Annotated in this window: 13 protein-coding genes and 1 pseudogene; 6 read left to right on the forward strand and 8 right to left on the reverse strand. The window is 63.6% G+C overall.

All coding sequences use genetic code 11. From position 1 onward, the window contains the following. Positions 1–5 precede the first annotated feature (5 nt). Together HF027_RS01300 and HF027_RS01305 are read left to right on the forward strand one after the other, a co-directional pair. Positions 6–1,583 (forward strand): aldehyde dehydrogenase (NADP(+)), encoded by a 1,578-nt coding sequence (locus HF027_RS01300; protein WP_168012111.1) that lies wholly within the window; start codon positions 6–8, stop codon positions 1,581–1,583. Between the two features lie 10 nt (positions 1,584–1,593). Beyond that, a complete protein-coding gene (locus HF027_RS01305; protein WP_168012112.1) occupies positions 1,594–2,757 on the forward strand; it encodes a fumarylacetoacetate hydrolase family protein in 1,164 nt (387 codons plus the stop codon). A 193-nt stretch (positions 2,758–2,950) separates the two neighbouring features. Here HF027_RS01305 and HF027_RS01310 read toward each other — a convergent pair whose 3' ends face one another. From HF027_RS01310 to HF027_RS01330, 5 genes are all read right to left on the reverse strand, one after another. Next, the gene (locus HF027_RS01310) at positions 2,951–3,865 is read right to left on the reverse strand and encodes an SMP-30/gluconolactonase/LRE family protein (RefSeq protein WP_168012113.1); all 915 of its coding nucleotides are present in this window, start codon (positions 3,863–3,865) and stop codon (positions 2,951–2,953) included. Positions 3,866–3,937: 72 nt separating this feature from the next. Continuing rightward, the gene (gene araH, locus HF027_RS01315) at positions 3,938–4,951 is read right to left on the reverse strand and encodes an L-arabinose ABC transporter permease AraH (protein ID WP_168012115.1); all 1,014 of its coding nucleotides are present in this window, start codon (positions 4,949–4,951) and stop codon (positions 3,938–3,940) included. A 47-nt stretch (positions 4,952–4,998) separates the two neighbouring features. Further along, positions 4,999–6,492, reverse strand: coding sequence for an L-arabinose ABC transporter ATP-binding protein AraG (gene araG / locus HF027_RS01320; protein WP_168012117.1), 1,494 nt, complete (start codon positions 6,490–6,492; stop codon positions 4,999–5,001). 58 nt (positions 6,493–6,550) lie between these two features. Then, on the reverse strand, positions 6,551–7,543 hold the full coding sequence (locus HF027_RS01325; protein WP_168012119.1) for an arabinose ABC transporter substrate-binding protein: 993 nt from the start codon (positions 7,541–7,543) through the stop codon (positions 6,551–6,553). A 313-nt stretch (positions 7,544–7,856) separates the two neighbouring features. After that, positions 7,857–8,984 (reverse strand): aldose epimerase family protein, encoded by a 1,128-nt coding sequence (locus HF027_RS01330; RefSeq protein WP_168012121.1) that lies wholly within the window; start codon positions 8,982–8,984, stop codon positions 7,857–7,859. Positions 8,985–9,229: 245 nt separating this feature from the next. On the opposite strand from HF027_RS01330, the gene HF027_RS01335 reads away from it, so the two are divergent. Then, on the forward strand, positions 9,230–10,252 hold the full coding sequence (locus HF027_RS01335; protein WP_168012123.1) for a LysR substrate-binding domain-containing protein: 1,023 nt from the start codon (positions 9,230–9,232) through the stop codon (positions 10,250–10,252). 32 nt (positions 10,253–10,284) lie between these two features. Here HF027_RS01335 and HF027_RS01340 read toward each other — a convergent pair whose 3' ends face one another. Both HF027_RS01340 and HF027_RS01345 read right to left on the reverse strand, forming a co-directional pair. After that, positions 10,285–11,247, reverse strand: a complete 963-nt coding sequence (locus tag HF027_RS01340; RefSeq protein WP_245184395.1) for a DMT family transporter — start codon at positions 11,245–11,247, stop codon at positions 10,285–10,287. A gap of 192 nt (positions 11,248–11,439) precedes the next feature. After that, positions 11,440–13,155 (reverse strand): DEAD/DEAH box helicase, encoded by a 1,716-nt coding sequence (locus HF027_RS01345; RefSeq protein WP_168012125.1) that lies wholly within the window; start codon positions 13,153–13,155, stop codon positions 11,440–11,442. Between the two features lie 534 nt (positions 13,156–13,689). Here HF027_RS01345 and HF027_RS01350 point away from each other — a divergent pair. The 3 genes and pseudogenes from HF027_RS01350 to HF027_RS01360 all read left to right on the forward strand — a co-directional run bounded on the left by HF027_RS01350 (position 13,690) and on the right by HF027_RS01360 (position 14,465). Beyond that, complete coding sequence (locus HF027_RS01350) at positions 13,690–14,139, forward strand: YaiI/YqxD family protein (RefSeq protein ID WP_168012127.1); 450 nt, start codon at positions 13,690–13,692, stop codon at positions 14,137–14,139. Positions 14,140–14,176: 37 nt separating this feature from the next. After that, positions 14,177–14,302: pseudogene (locus HF027_RS01355) on the forward strand (DUF188 domain-containing protein); the annotation flags it as partial. 37 nt (positions 14,303–14,339) lie between these two features. Then, on the forward strand, positions 14,340–14,465 hold the full coding sequence (locus HF027_RS01360) for a DUF188 domain-containing protein (protein WP_425338652.1): 126 nt from the start codon (positions 14,340–14,342) through the stop codon (positions 14,463–14,465). Positions 14,466–14,793: 328 nt separating this feature from the next. Here HF027_RS01360 and HF027_RS01365 read toward each other — a convergent pair whose 3' ends face one another. Continuing rightward, entirely contained in the window at positions 14,794–15,798 is a 1,005-nt protein-coding gene (locus tag HF027_RS01365; RefSeq protein WP_168012129.1) for a glutathione S-transferase family protein, read from the reverse strand. Positions 15,799–15,800 lie beyond the last annotated feature (2 nt).

The raw sequence follows: 15,800 nt of genomic DNA on the forward strand, positions 1-15,800 counted from the left end.
GCTTTATGACACTGGAAGGCAAACAACTGATCGGCCAAAGCGCCGTGACCGCCAATGGCGCGGCGATCAACGCCATCAATCCCGCCACCGGCGAGACCCTGTCGCCGGCCTATGCTGCCGGCGGCAAGGCCGAGGTCGACAAGGCCTGTGAGCTCGCCTGGGCGGCCTTCGGTACGTATCGCGAGACTGGCCTCGAGGCGCGGGCACGCTTCCTCGAGACCATCGCCGACGAGATCGAGGCCATCGGTGATGCGCTGATCGAGCGTGGCGTGGCCGAATCCGGCCTGCCGCAAGCTCGCCTGCAGGGCGAGCGCGGCCGTACCTGCGGCCAGCTGCGTCTGTTCGCCTCCGTGGTGCGTGCCGGCGAATGGCTCGACGTGCGTATCGACCCGGCGCTGCCCGAGCGCGAACCGATGCCGCGTGTCGACCTGCGTCAGCGCCACATCGGCCTGGGCCCGGTCGCCGTCTTCGGTGCCTCCAACTTCCCGCTGGCCTTCTCTGTGGCCGGCGGCGATACCGCCTCGGCCCTGGCCGCTGGCTGCCCGGTGGTCGTCAAGGCGCACTCCGCGCATCCCGGCACCTCTGAGCTGGTCGGCCGCGCCGTGCAACGCGCCGTCGCCAAGTGCAACCTGCCCGAAGGCGTGTTCTCGCTGGTGTACGGCTCCGGCCGTGAAGTGGGTCAGGGCCTGGTCCGCGATGCGCGCATCAAGGCGGTCGGCTTCACCGGCTCGCGCAGCGGCGGCACCGCATTGGTGCAAGCCGCCCAGGAGCGTCCCGAGCCGATCCCGGTCTATGCCGAGATGAGCTCGATCAACCCGGTGTTCCTGCTGCCCGAGGCCCTGAAGAGCCGCGCCAAGGAACTGGGCGAAGCCTTCGTCGGCTCGCTCAACATGGGCGCCGGCCAGTTCTGCACCAACCCGGGCCTGGTGATCGCCCAGCAGGGTGAGGGTCTGGAGGCGTTCCTTGACGCCGCCGGCGAGGCGGTCAAGGGTGCTCCGGCCCATACCATGCTGACCCCGGGCATCCATGACGCCTACACCCAGGGTGTCGAGGGCCTGACGCAAAGCAGCCATGCCCGCGAAGTAGCGCGTGGTCCGGTCGGCGACGGCCCCCACACCTGCCAGGTCGGGCTGTTCGTCGCCAAGGCGGCCGACTTCCTGACCGACGACGCCCTGCAGGCCGAGGTCTTCGGTGCCACCTCACTGGTGATCGAATGCGCCGATCAGGCCGAAGTGGCACGCGTGGCCGAGCATCTGGAAGGCCAGCTGACCGCGACCCTGCAGATGGACGATGGCGACCTGGACGCTGCCCGCGGCCTGTTGCCGATCCTCGAGCGTCGCGCCGGCCGCGTGATGGCCAACGGCTGGCCGACCGGCGTCGAGGTCTGCCATGCCATGGTGCACGGCGGCCCCTATCCGGCGACCTCTGACTCGCGCACCACCTCGGTGGGCAGTGCCGCGATCCATCGCTTCCTGCGTCCGGTGTGCTACCAGAACCTGCCCCAGGGCCTGTTGCCCGAAGCGCTGCGCGACGGTAACCCGGAAGGCGTCAGCCGCCTGGTCGATGGCAAGCGTGAGGCCTGAGGAGACGCCCATGACCGCTCCTACCGCGATAGCGTTGCCCGATGATGCCGACCAGGCGCTACTGGTCGGTCGGGTATGGCGCGATACGCCCCACCAGGGCCCTGCCCTGGTGGTGGTGCGCAACGGTGAGGTGCTCGATATCACGGCCAGTTGTGCCTGCATGGCCGACCTGCTCGACCGCGACGATGCGGTCGAGTTCGTGGCAACGGTCGAGGGTGAGTCCTTAGGCCCGGTCGAGGCCTTGCTTGAAAACTCGCGTCAGGACTCACCTATGGCGCCATACTTGCTCGCGCCCTGTGATGTTCAGGCGATCAAGGCCTGCGGCGTGACCTTCGCCGTCAGCCTGCTTGAGCGGGTGATCGAGGAGCAGGCCGGGGGCGATCCGGGCCGTGCCAGCGAGCTTCGCAGTGAACTCCAGGCGCTGATCGGCGACGACCTGTCGCAGATCAAGCCTGGCTCCGAAGCGGCCATGGCGCTGAAGGCGGAACTGCAGGCCCGCGAGGCCTGGTCGCAGTACATGGAAGTGGGTATCGGCCCGGACGCCGAGGTCTTCACCAAGGCGCAGCCGCTATCGGCGGTGGGCTACGGGCAAGGCGTCGGTCTGCATCCGGGCTCGAAGTGGAACAACTCGGAGCCTGAGATCGTGATGGCGGTCGACGCCGCCGGTCGTGCCAGAGGCGCAACGCTTGGTAACGACGTCAATCTTCGCGACGTCGAGGGCCGCAGCGCCCTGCTGCTGGGCAAGGCCAAGGATAACAACGCCTCCTGTGCGCTTGGCCCCTTCATCCGCCTGTTCGATGAGCGCTTCACCCTGGACACGGTGCGTAAGGCACGGGTGTCGCTGCGCATCGAAGGCGATGATGATGGTTTTGTGCTGGATGACGGAAGCGACATGGCCGAGATCAGCCGCGACCCGCTGGACCTGATCGCCCAGACCATCGGCGATCACCATCAGTACCCCGACGGGGTGATGCTGTTCCTGGGCACCATGTTCTCGCCGATTCAGGACCGCGACGGCCAAGGGCAAGGCTTCACTCATCACCTCGGTGATACGGTAACCATCGCCACGCCATCGCTTGGCGCACTGGTCAACCGCGTCGACCGCTCTGACCGGCTGCCACCCTGGACCTTCGGCATTCGCCAGTGGCAGGCCCATATGGCCAAGGGGCGCTGAGACGACGCCTTCGTTCCTTTTGCCCCACCAACACCTGATCAAACCCACACACAACGACACCAACAAAAGGGGCGGCCCCAACGGGCCGCCCCTCTTTCGTTCATTCCTACCTCTTCGCTCGCCTTTCTTTTGTTCGCCCTAGAGCCTTGCGTGCTGCCGTAAACGTCTTAGCTGAGACCCCGTAGTGACCCGCTCAGGAGCGTGAACGCGACACATCAGATGAAGCATTCACACCGAAGGGGGTGGCCGCCATGCCCCTGACACCGGGTCTGACGCGGAACAACCCGCCGGCCAGGCCCTCGGCATCTCGCTCCTCTGCCGCGGTGGTGATATAGAGCTCATCCAGATTGGGGCCACCGAAGGCACAAGAGGTAACCCGCGAGGCGGGCAGCGGCAATGTCTCGTCGAGACGGCCGTCGGGGGCGAAGCGGCTCACACGACCGCCCTCCCAGTGCGCCACCCAGAGCCCGCCTTCGGCGTCACAGGTCATGCCGTCGGGAAAGCCCTGAGTCTCGCTTAAGCGGATATGCTCGCGCTTATTCGACAGTGAACCATCGGCGGCAAGATCGAAGGCGTAAATCACGCGGCGCGGGGTGTCGCTGTGATAGAGGGTGCGGCCATCCGGTGCAATCGCCGGTCCATTGGCGACGCGATAGCCATCATCGTGGCGCTGCAGTTGCCGCCCCGTCAGGCAGTAAAGCGAACCGCTGGCATCGACGGCGGCATCGTCCATGGAGCCGAACCACAACCGCCCTTCACGGTCGATCTTGGCGTCATTGAAGCGATTGCCCGTGGGCTCGTCTTCTGGTGTGGGCCAAACCGCGACACACTGCGGCCCGCTCGCTTCGAGGCGCAGATGCACCAGGCGAGAACGCAGGCCGGCAATAAAGCCGTCGCCGTCGTCACGGGGCGCCAACCAGCAGCAGGCCTCACCCAGCGGCCAGTCATGCGTCGCGCCGCTTTCTGGATCGAATGCCAACAGCCGGGCACCCAGGATATCGACGAACAGCAGCTGCCCCGCACTACCCCTCTCGGGGCACCAGAGCGGGCCTTCACCCAGTCGAGCACGCGCCGGCCATACACATTCCAGTGTCGAGGCATCGAGCATCACCGTCTCCTTACCATAAAGGGGCGCCACTTCTGTCCCCGCCGCCTTCCAACGGGGCGGGGACAGGAGACGTCAGGACTGCTGTCGCCGAGTCTGCTTCCAGCGGTCAAACATCACCGCCAAGAGCAGGATGGCGCCACGCACCAGGTACTGATAGAAGGTCGGCACGTTGAGCAGGCCCATGGCATTCTGCACACAGCCCATGATCAACACCCCGACCAGCACACCAGTGATCGAGGCGATACCCCCGGACAGCGCCACGCCACCCAACACACAGGCAGAGATCACGGCGAGCTCCAGGCCGAGTGCGGTATTGGGATCCCCAAGGCCCATGCGCGAGGTCAAAAGCACCCCGGCGATGCCGGCAACCACGCCTTGCAGACCAAAAACGATGATCTTCAAGCGACGCACATTGACCCCTGCCAGGGCGGCGGCTTCGGCGTTACCACCGGTGGCAAGCACGTTGCGTCCGAAGGACGTCATGTTGAGCAGGATACCGAAGATCACGAAGCAGGCGATCATGGTCCACACCGGAAGAGTGAGGCCCAGGAAGGAGGCACTGCCCAGATCGAAGAAGGCCGGCACGGTGATCATCACCGCATCGCCACCGGAGGTGATGTAGGCCAGGCCACGCACGAACTCCATGGCTGCCAGGGTGGCAATCAGGGAGTTGATGCCGAAGCGCGCCACCACGAAACCGTTAAAGGCCCCCACGGCACCGCCGGCCACCACCCCACCGAGCACGCCGATGAAGACGCTACCCGAAGCGGAGGTGGCCACCGCGGCGACCACCCCGGCAAAGGCCACGATGGAAGCGACCGACAAGTCGACCTCGCCCAAGGCCAGCACCATCATCATGGTGGTGGCGATGGTACCGATCAGGGTCACCGAGAGCAGTAGCCCGATCATGTTGCGACCGGTGAAGAAGTCGGGGATGAAGACCGACAGTGCCACGAACAGCACGGCGAAGATGGCGATCAGTCCCGAGGTATCGAGAAGGGTCCGCAGCGGCTTGGTCAGCCCCTGGCGGCCCTGTGGCTGGGTCGAAGCATTGCCCTCGCCCTGCACAGTCTTTTGCGTAGTCATAGGATTGTCTCTCGCAATAAAGGTGTTTTCAGACGCGGTGAGATGGTTCAGGCAGGCAGTGCCAGGCCCAGCAAGCGCTCCGGTGTCGCCTCATCGCGTGCCACGATGTCGACCAAAGCGCCATCACGCATGACCCCGATGCGGTCGCAGATCGAGCTAACCTCGGCCAGGTCACTGGAGATCACCACCACGCTCTTGCCCTGGTCGGCCAGATCGTAGAGCAGGTTATAGATGTCGCGCCGGGCGCCGACGTCGATGCCCCGGGTCGGCTCGTCCATGACGAAAAGTTCGATCTCTTCGGACAGCCATCGCGCCAGAATCACCTTCTGCTGATTACCGCCGGACAGGGTGTTGATACGGGTCCGCGGGCCAGGCGTCTTGATGCTCAGGCGCTGGATATACTCGCGGGTATTGGCAAGCTCGAGTGATGGCTGGCGGAAGACTCCCCAACGCTTGAAGAAGCGCCGACAGCTGATGTTGAGGTTGTCGGTGACGCTTGCGATGGGAAAGATACCCTGAGACTTACGGTCCTCCGGACACATGGCGATGCCGGCACGAATCGCCTCGGTGGGCGAGCGGAAGTGACGCGGCTCACCACCAAAACGCACTTCACCGGCACGCGGGCGTTCGACGCCACAGACCAGCCGCATCAGCTCACTGCGCCCGGCGCCGACCAGACCGAACAGGCCGAAAACCTCGCCTCGCCTGACATCGAAGCTGACCGGTGCATTGAGGCCCTTGCCATCGATGCCATCGATGGCCATCAGCTCGTCGCCGAGTTCCCGGGAACGGTACCCATAGACGTCCTCGATATCGCGACCCACCATTTCACTGACCAGGGTGTCCTGGTCGAGCGAGTCGAGGCTTTCATGGGTGCGGATGTGCTTGCCGTCACGGAACACGGTGACGGCATCACACATCTCGAACACTTCTTCCATGCGGTGCGTGACATACAGCACCACGCGTCCCTCGTCGCGCAGACGATTGACGATACGCTTGAGCTGGCGGATTTCCTGGACCGAGAGACTACTGGTCGGTTCGTCGAAGGCGATCACCTTGGCGTCGCGCAACAGCGCGCGGCCGATCTCGATCATCTGCTGCTGACCGATCGATAGATCGCGTACCTTGGTAGCGGGATGGATGGCATCTTCGCCGAGGTCCCGCAGGATGCGCATGGCCTCCTCGCGCATGCGGCGACGATCAACGAAACCGGCTCGTACCGGCAATTGACCGAGCAGCAGGTTCTCGGCCACCGACAGGTTGGGCGACAGCGTCAGTTCCTGATAAATGATGGCAATACCCCGGGCCAGGGCCTCGCGGGCGTTGGCGAAGACATGGCGCTCGCCATCCAGCCACAGGGCACCTTCGGTGACGCGATTGACGCCACTGAGCACCTTGAGCAGGGTCGACTTGCCGGCACCGTTCTCGCCCATCAAGGCATGTACCCGGCCGGCATGGGCCGAGAAACTCATCTGGTCCAGCGCACGCACTCCGGGGAACTCGACGCTGATGCCGTCGAAACGCAGATAGGGTTCTGACATAGGGGCAGACTCCACAGCGGACGGACAGCCCGGCCCACCAGGGGCCGGGCAGGCAGGATCAAAGGCCGAGGTCTTCGCGCACGGACTCCCAGTTATCACGCGTCATCAGGGTGCCACCGGTCACGGTGTTGGCCTGCGGCTTTTCGCCCTCTGTGATCCACTCATAGAGGTTCTCTGCACTCTTGCGACCATGCATGGTGGAGCTCACTGCCACGGTGCCGTGGAAACCGGTGGGCGTCTCGCGGGAGAACTCGGCGAAGGCCGCCCCGGAACCGTTGATGCCCACGCCGATCACGTCCTCGGCATCGAGCCCGTACTGCTCGCTGGCGCGCACGCCGCCCAGCACACTTTCCTCATTGAGGGCGAAGATGACCCAGTGCTCAAAGTCGCCACGCTTGGCAAACACCGGCGAGGCGGCCGAGAAGGCGCTGGCGGTATCGCTGTTCTGCTGGGGCGCATCGAAGATGTTGTCTTCGGGGAAGCCTGACTCGAGCAGCGCGTCGGTCGCACCATCGGTGCGTTCCTTGGCGGTCGGCAGCTCATAGTTGGTGATGCGCAGTGCGGCAACTTCTTCAGGATCCCAGCCGCGAGCGTCCATCTCATCGGCAATGGCGTTACCGACCTGCTGGCCGATCTTGTAGCCGGACATACCCAGATGCGGCACACCCTCCATGGGTTCGCCGTCGGGGCCGACGAAGCGGTCATCAACGGTGACCACCTTCATGTCGTACTGCTTGGCGCGATTCATGATCGCAGGCCCCAGCCGCACGTCCGGTGGGCAGATCACGAAACCCTGAGCGCCCTGGGCGTGGAGGTTGTCGATGGCGCTCAGCACCTGCTGGCCATCCTCACCGGCCAGACGCACCACCTCAAAACCTTCCTCTTCGCCCAGCTCAGAGGCGGCTTTCTGCTCATTGATAAACCAGGCCTGTTCGGGTTTTTTGACGATGAAGCCAATCGTGACGTCATCCTGCGCCTGGGCACTACCCAGCGAGGCGAGAGCGATGGCGCCACCAAGCGCCAGGCGAGCGAAACGCGATGTGAGTGTCATGCTGACTCTCCTTGAGCCCCTCATGGGGGAGATTATTGTCGTTGTGGGTTAGCTATCACTACGAAGCTACGGAATGGGTCCGATAACACCCCTTACCCTAGCCAGCTCAAGGTATAACCATCTAATACCCATAATCGCTACATCTGATATATTTTTTGATATGACATGAATAGCGTCCCACACAGGCTGTGGGATCAGCCCTTGATACGCTCTCGGCGCCACGGGACTAAAGTGGCAAATCGGTAGAGGGAAAAGGCCATGCCCACAGCAAGAAGCCGCCCCGTGGGCGGCTTCAAGGGGCTAGCTATGATGCTCAGGCGTCAGGTTTGGCGGTTAAGAAGCGATACACCGTGCGCGAGTGATAGGTATCGCCAGGTGCCAGCAGCGTTGAGGGAAAAGCCGCTTGATTGGGCGAATCGGGGAAATGCTGCGTTTCCAATGCCAACCCGGCACGTTTGACGTAGGAGGCGCCCCCCTTGCCCAGAAGGCTGCCGTCGAGAAAATTGCCCGAGTAGAACTGCAGCCCCGGCTCGGTGGTCTCGACCTCGAGCACCCGCCCGCTGCCGGGCTCCCATACACGAGCCGCGCTGATCAGCGCATCGTCTGGCATGCCCGCGCGGGCGAGCACGAGGTTATGATCGAAGCCGCCGGCTCGCTCTAGCTGAGAATCGGCTTCGGTGATGCGTGCCCCGATACGGGTCGGCTCGCGGAAATCGAAGGGCGTGCCGGCCACATCACGGATCTCGCCGGTGGGAATCAATGTCTCGTCGACCGGCGTGAAGGTATCGGCGTGCAGGGTCAGAACATGGTCGAGAATACTGGGATGGCCTTGACCGGCCAGGTTGAAATAGCTGTGCTGGGTCAGGTTGACGGGCGTGGTCGCGGTGGTTTCGCCACGATAGCGCACCTCCAGCGCGTTATCGTCGGTCAGGGTATAGGTCACGCTGACCATCAGACGGCCGGGATAGCCTTCTTCACCCGCCTCACTCGTGTAGCTCAGTACCACCCCTTGGCCACCGGGCGAGCTGAACGGCTCGGCTGCCCAGAGCTTGCGATCGAAGCCCCGCTCGCCACCATGCAGATGATTGTCGCCATCGTTGGTGGCCAACACATATGTCTCGCGATTCAGGCTAAACTGGCCGCGCGCGATGCGATTGGCATTGCGACCGATCAGGGCGCCGAAATACGGGTTGGCTCGCCGGTAGTCCTCGGACAGATAGCCCTCCAGGGTATCGAAACCGAGCACCACGTCTTCGAACCGGCCGGCGTGGTCCGGCGCGCGCAGCGAGACGATGATACCGCCATAATTCATGACCTCGACCTGTAAGCCGTTGCCATTGGTAAGGCGGTACAGGGTGACGCCGCGGCCATCGGGAAGTGTGCCGAAGGGAAGGGCTTCGACAGGGTGAGAGGGGGCTTCATGAAGAGGGGTATTCGCCATTATCACTCCTGAGTTGATCGTGATCGGACCATCACCCCAACACGAGGTGATATTCGGCTTATCCACTCTAGCTAAAAGTCCACTGTTGTGGCCACGGCGGCTTGCTGTAGAACAATCGCCCAATACCGCCATGTCACATCTCTGGGAGCGCGGGACGCGCTCGCCGTCGGCAAGCGGGCCGACGCCATCTGACAAGGACCCATCATGCTTGCCATGCTTTGCCACCCATCAAGCGTTGTCGCGCCATGAAACACTCTCATACCCATTCCCCGCTGCCCGAGGACTGGTTCCTTCGCGCTCGACTGAAGATCCGCCACCTTCAGCTACTCATCGCCCTCAACGAACACCGCAACCTGCATCGAAGTGCCGAGTGTCTGGGCATGAGTCAGCCGGCAGCCTCCAAGCTGCTCGGCGATCTTGAAACACAGCTCGGCCTGACCCTGTTCGACCGACATGCCCGCGGCGTGACGCCCAACTGGTATGGGGAATCCCTGATTCGCCATGCGCAGGATATTCTGTCGGAGCTCCATCACGCCGGTGAGGAACTGAATGCCCTCAAGGCCGGCAACGCGGGCATGGTGGCCGTCGGCACCGTGATGGCCCCCGCCGTGACACTCCTCACCAGCGCCATCGAGCGCGTCCATCGCGATCTGCCCGGCCTCAAGATCAGCGTCGATGTGGGCGTCAGCAAGGACCTGGTACACCGACTGCTCGAGGGCGAGCTGGACTTCGCCATTACCCGCGTCCCCGCCGGCTTCCCCTCGGAACGCTTCGTGTTCGAGGAAATCGGCGAGGAAGCGCTGTGCTTTGTGTGTCGCGAGGGCCACCCACTCTCGGGACACCCGGCACCAACGCTCCAGGAAATGGCGCAATATCCCTGGGCCATGCAACCCCCCGGTGCGCTGATGCGACAGCGCGTCGACGGCCTCTTCCTGTACCATGGGGTCAGCCCGCCCAAACAGATCGTCGACACCGCCGACCTGATGGTCGCCCTGGCGCTGGTCGACAAGTCCGACACCCTGACCGTTACCACGCGCGAGGCCGCGGACCTGCTGTGCGCACCACAGCGCTTTCGCCAGCTACCCTTCGAAGAACCGCTCAGCGTACAGCCCTACGGTTTGGTGAGCCTGCGGGATCGGCGCCTATCGCCGGGTGCGGCGGCGCTGATGACAAGCCTGCGTGAACTTGTCGCGCAACCGGCGGCGCCACACCGGCTGACACGGACACCCCCTTTACTTCCACTCGGCATGGACAGCCCGCCTGAATGACGTCGTTACGACTGCTGGCATCGACAGAGAGTTCAGCGGCGCCTCTTTGACGCTTCGGTGCCTCCCTTTTCTACGCGGCCGTCATCTACCAGCACGGTTTGCGGAACGGGTGCACCGGCGGCGGCCTTGCGTCGCTGCCGGATCAGGTCCAGCAGCCCACCGCCCAGCAGCGAGGCGATGATCAGCGCGCCACCGACGAAGGCCAGCGGCGTCGGGGCCTCACCAATCCACCACCAGACCAGCAGGGTCCCGACCAGGGTCTCGAGCAGCATCATCAGGCTGACCTCGGCCCCCGCCAAGTAACGCGGGCCGGTCTGAATGCAGAAGTAGGCACCCGGCAGGAAGACCAGACTCAGCAGCGCCAGGCGCTGGAGATCAGCGGTAGGTGGCAGGGTGGCACCGCCCAGCAGCAGCGCCGGCAGCAAGATCACCACACAGCCAAGCGGCAGGATCACGGTGGTATCCACGCCCTTCTGGGCGCTGGCCACGCTCGTATTGATGGCCAACGCCAACGGCAGACCCAGCGCCACGATCAGCCCCAGCGGGTTGCCCTTGCCCATCTCGCCGGCCGCCATCAGGCTGGCCCCGGCGACACACAGCAGGATGATCACCCAGGTTTGACGACGCAGCCGCTGGCCGTAGATCAACAGGCCGATCAGCCCGGCGATGAGCGGTGCCAGGTTCTGGATCACCAGCACATTGCCGGCGGCGGTCAGCCGGTTGGCAATCACGAAAGTCCAGGCACCGGCGGCGAAAGCCAAGGGGCACCACAACGCCGCCGGCCCACAGGCACGTACCGCCGCCGGCAGATCGCGGCCATAGCGTGCCACCGCCACCAGGCTCAGCACCGTCCCCAGCAGCAGGGCCCGCCAGAACATGAAGGTGGCGACATCGACCTCGGTATCCTTGACGAAGAGCGCATCCGGCGACAGCAGCAACACGCCCAGCCCGGTGATCAGATAGCCGCGCAGTCGCCACGACATTCCTTGCCACATCCTTGACCTCCTACTCGATACCCCGTCCGGGGCCTGTCCATAAAACTGTCCATAAAAAACGCAGGCCGGGGAATCCCCGGCCTGCGTGGTTGCTGCCTTGGCACCTTCGACTATCCGCTAACGGCTGTCGCTGTGCCATCACCCTTTGGTACGAGAGCCTAAGTAAGCCTCACGTCCTGGATGAGCCTGTGATCAGGCCTGCGAGCGGCGACGAATCGGCGCATCTTCGCTATTGCGACGGCGCGGTGCACGCTCCGGCGCGCCACCGCTGTCTTCGCTGATCTCAAGCGGACGGCCACCGACCTTGGCGCGGGCCATCTTGGTCAGGATGCTGGCAGGCAGGTTGCTCGGCAACTCGACCACGGAGAAGGCGTTGCGAATATCGATGCGACCGATACGCGCGCCTTCGATACCGCCTTCATTGGCCAGCGCACCAACCAGCTGCCCCGGCTTGACGCCATCCTTGTGGCCAACGGCGATGCGGTAGCGCGTCATGCCTTCACGCGGCGCGCTGCTCTCGCGACGCTTCGGCTTGCCGCCGTCACGGCTGTCACGGCCGCTGCGCTCTTTGCTCTCTTTCGGCGCCTGCATACGACCGATCGGTGCTTCATCGGCGCGGGCCATGGCGGCGAAGGCACAGGCCAGCTCGACCGGGTCATGACCTTCAGCGACCATGCGCTCGATCAGTGCACGCTGCTCGTCGCTGCCAGCGGTCAGTGTGCCGATCACGCGCTGATAGAATTTTTCGTCGCGATGAGCACGGATCGCCGCTTCGTCAGGCAGCGCCATGTCGCTCATGTGCTGGCCAGTCGCCTGCTCGATCCAGCGAACCTTGCGCGTCTCACGGAAGCCGGCAAAGGTAATCGCCACGCCGCTACGACCGGCACGACCGGTACGGCCGATACGGTGTGTGTAGGCTTCCGAGTCCTGCGGCAGATCGTAGTTGATGACGTGAGTGATGCGTGGAACGTCGAGGCCGCGAGCGGCCACGTCTGTCGCGATCAGCACGTCGACCTTGCCACGCTTGAGGCGCGTGATGGTGCGCTCGCGCAGGCTCTGGTCCAGATCACCGGACAGGCCAGCGGCGTTGACGCCACGTGCGGTCAGCTGCTCGACCAGGGTGGTGCAGGCGGCACGAGTCCGCACGAAGACGATAGCGCCATCGACCGGCTCGACCTCGAGAATGCGTGACAGCGCCTCGAGCTTGGCGCCGCCTTCGGCACGCACCAGGCGCTGGTCGATGCTGTCGGCAGTACCCTTGGCGGATTCAATAGCGACCTTGACCGGATCGACCAGGTAGCGATTGACGATGCGCTCGATTTCGGTCGGCAGGGTCGCGGAGAAAAACACGCGTTGCGCGTCTTTCGGGGTATCGGCGACGACACGCTTGACGTCATCGATGAAGCCCATGCGCAGCATTTCGTCGGCTTCGTCGAGCACCAGCGCAGACAGGCCATCAAGCTTCAGGCTGCCACGATCCAGGTGATCGATGATACGGCCCGGTGTGCCGACCACGACTTGTGCGCCACGCTTCAGTGCGCTGAGCTGCTCACGATATTCCTGACCACCACAAAGGGTAGCGACCTGCAGACCCTGCAGATTCTGACCGTACTTGGTGAAAGACACGGCGACCTGCTGAGCCAGTTCGCGGGTCGGGGCCATCACCAGCACCTGCGGCTCACGGCGAGCGAGGTCGATGCGCGAAAGAATCGGCAGCGCGAAGGCTGCGGTCTTGCCGGTACCCGTCTGGGCCTGGCCGATCATGTCACGGCCTTCGAGCAGGGCAGGAATGGTCTGCGCCTGAATCGGAGAGGGAGTTTCGTAGCCCAGCGTATCGAGGGCAGTCAGCACGGCAGGCAGCAGTGCCATTTCGCCGAAGCTCGGCGAGGCGACAGAAGTCGAGGTCATCAATCACACCTTGGTAGGCCGGTCAGTACCGGCAACAGAAATTGTTGGCGTCCCCGACCCGGAACACGCAATAGCACAGGATCCACAAAGGGCCTGTAGGGTCGAATGCGAGCCACCCGTCGTGGGGCTGGCTCGGGGCGGAGTCTGGGACGCCGGTCGCACCTGGCATTCGGTTCACCTCAAGACACGGGCAGAACCCGGATCAAACGAGCATCAAACAAGCGCTTGGGCTTGCCAGAAACTCTCGGCGAACCGCTGTGGCGACCTTGGCACCTTGCCGACTGGCAGTGGGCGCTCCATCTACAAATCCAGACGCACTGGGCGAGGCCTTTAGCCTGCCCCGGGCGAACACTTGGCGAGCCCGGTCACAGCGCTTGGTCGCGGATCATCGCGCCTGGCGTCTTGCGAAAGCTTGCCATCCCTACCCAACGTGGGCGGGTGCAATTCGTCATGATGGTGGGGGTCAACACATGCGAGGAGAGCGCATGCTACCATTGTAGCCCTCGCCATTCCAACCTTTTTCGGGAGCCGTTAATGCCTAGCCTGTGGGTCGATGCTGATGCCTGCCCGCGTGTCGCGCGCGAGATCATCGTGCGCGCTGCGGAGCGTACCCAAACGCCGACCTGGTTCGTCGCCAACCATCAGGTGCCGTTGCCGCCCTCTCCGTGGGTCAAGCCGCTGGCAGTGGCGAGCGGCTTCGATGTCGCCGACGACGAGATCGTGCGTCGCCTGACGCCCGGCGACCTGCTGGTGACCGCTGACCTGCCGCTGGCTCAGGAAGCCATCGAAAAGGGCGCAGCCGTGATGACCAATCGTGGCGAAGCGCTGGATCACAGCAACATCCGTGCTCGGGTGCAAATGCGGGACTTTATGGAAACGATGCGCTCCAGCGGCGAGCACACCGGTGGTCCCAAGGGCTACTCCGACGTCGACCGTCGGGAATTCGCCAACGCCCTGGACCGCTGGCTGGCCAAGAACGTGTGACGCTGACGCATCTGCACCGGGTGCAAATGCGGCTCATATAAGGGCTGGCATGGAAACGATGCGTTCCAGCGGCGAGCATACCGGTGGTCCCAAGGGCTACTCCGACGTCGACCGTCGGGAATTCGCCAACGCCCTGGACCGCTGGCTGGCCAAGAACGTGTGACGCTGACGCATCTGCACCGGGTGCAAATGCGGCTCATATAAGGGCTGGCATGGAAACGATGCGTTCCAGCGGCGAGCATACCGGTGGTCCCAAGGGCTACTCCGACGTCGACCGTCGGGAATTCGCCAACGCCCTGGACCGCTGGCTGGCCAAGAACGTGTGACGCTGACGCATCTGCACCGGGTGCAAATGCGGCTCATATAAGGGCTGGCATGGAAACGATGCGTTCCAGCGGCGAGCCTACCGGCAGCCCCAAGGGGTTCTTCTACACAGAACTTCATCGATGTCGACCGTCGGGAATTCGCCAACGCTCTGGATCGCTGGCTGGCCAAGAATGCCTGAGTCGAAGCTCACCGGGGACAGGGATTCGCGAAGGCGCTGTTAACCCTTCCCTAGGCGCTACATTCTTCATCCCTGAACAATGACCTTCGCTTCGACCTGCCACCGGTGCGGCTTCTGTCCAGACGCCGGTTGAGCACCGCCTGTGAGGCTTAGCCCTTTTCCCTGATGCCCTGCCCCGGCAGCCGCTCGCGGTCGTGGGGGCGCTCAAGATCGAGTGCGGGCCCCTTGGGCACGATACGCGTCGGATTGATGGTGTCGTGACTGTAGTAGTAGTGGCGCTTGATGTGGTCCATGTTCACCGTCTCCTTGATGCCAGGCCACTGATAGAGCTCGCGGACATAGTTCGACAGATTCGGGTAATCCTCGATGCGGCGGATATTGCACTTGAAGTGACCGTGGTAGACGGCATCGAAGCGAATCAGCGTGGTGAACAAGCGAATGTCCGCCTCGGTAAACCACTCGCCGGCAAGATAGCGCTGCTCAGCGAGCCGGGCTTCCATGCGATCGAGGGCCTCGAAGAGTGCAGTGACATGCTTTTCGTAGACGGCCTGTTCGGTGGCAAAGCCTGCCTTGTAGACGCCATTGTTGATGTGGTCGTAGACATCGGCGTTGACCGCATCGATGGTCTCGCGAAGGTCGGGGGGATAGAAATCCAGACGATTGCAGGTGATGTCGTCAAAGGCATCGTTGAACATGCGCAGCAGATCGGCGGACTCGTTACTGACGATGTTGCCGGCGCTTTTATCCCACAGCGCAGGCACGGTGACGCGGCCGGTGTAATGAGGGTCGGTCAGAGTATAAAGCTCGCGGTGATAGCGCGCCCCATTGACCGGGTCTCCACTGGAGCCCTCTTCCTCGATGAAGCTCCAGCCCTGATCGAGCATCAGCGGGCTGACATGGGAGCTTCCCAGCAACGCATCAAGCCCTTTAAGGCGACGCATGATCAAGGTGCGGTGCGCCCAGGGGCACGCTAGCGAAACATAGAGGTGATAACGACCGGCTTCGGCGAGCCGCCCCGGCTGACCATCGGGCCCTTCGCTGCCATCGGCGGTCACCCAGTCGCGAAGCTGTGCCGACTCACGAACAAACTCGCCACCATGCTTCTTGGTGTCGTACCACTGATCGTGCCACTTGCCATCGATCAACAGGCCCATAT

The organism is Halomonas salinarum, from assembly GCF_012062845.1.
Classification (GTDB): Bacteria; Pseudomonadota; Gammaproteobacteria; order Pseudomonadales; family Halomonadaceae; genus Onishia; species Onishia salinarum.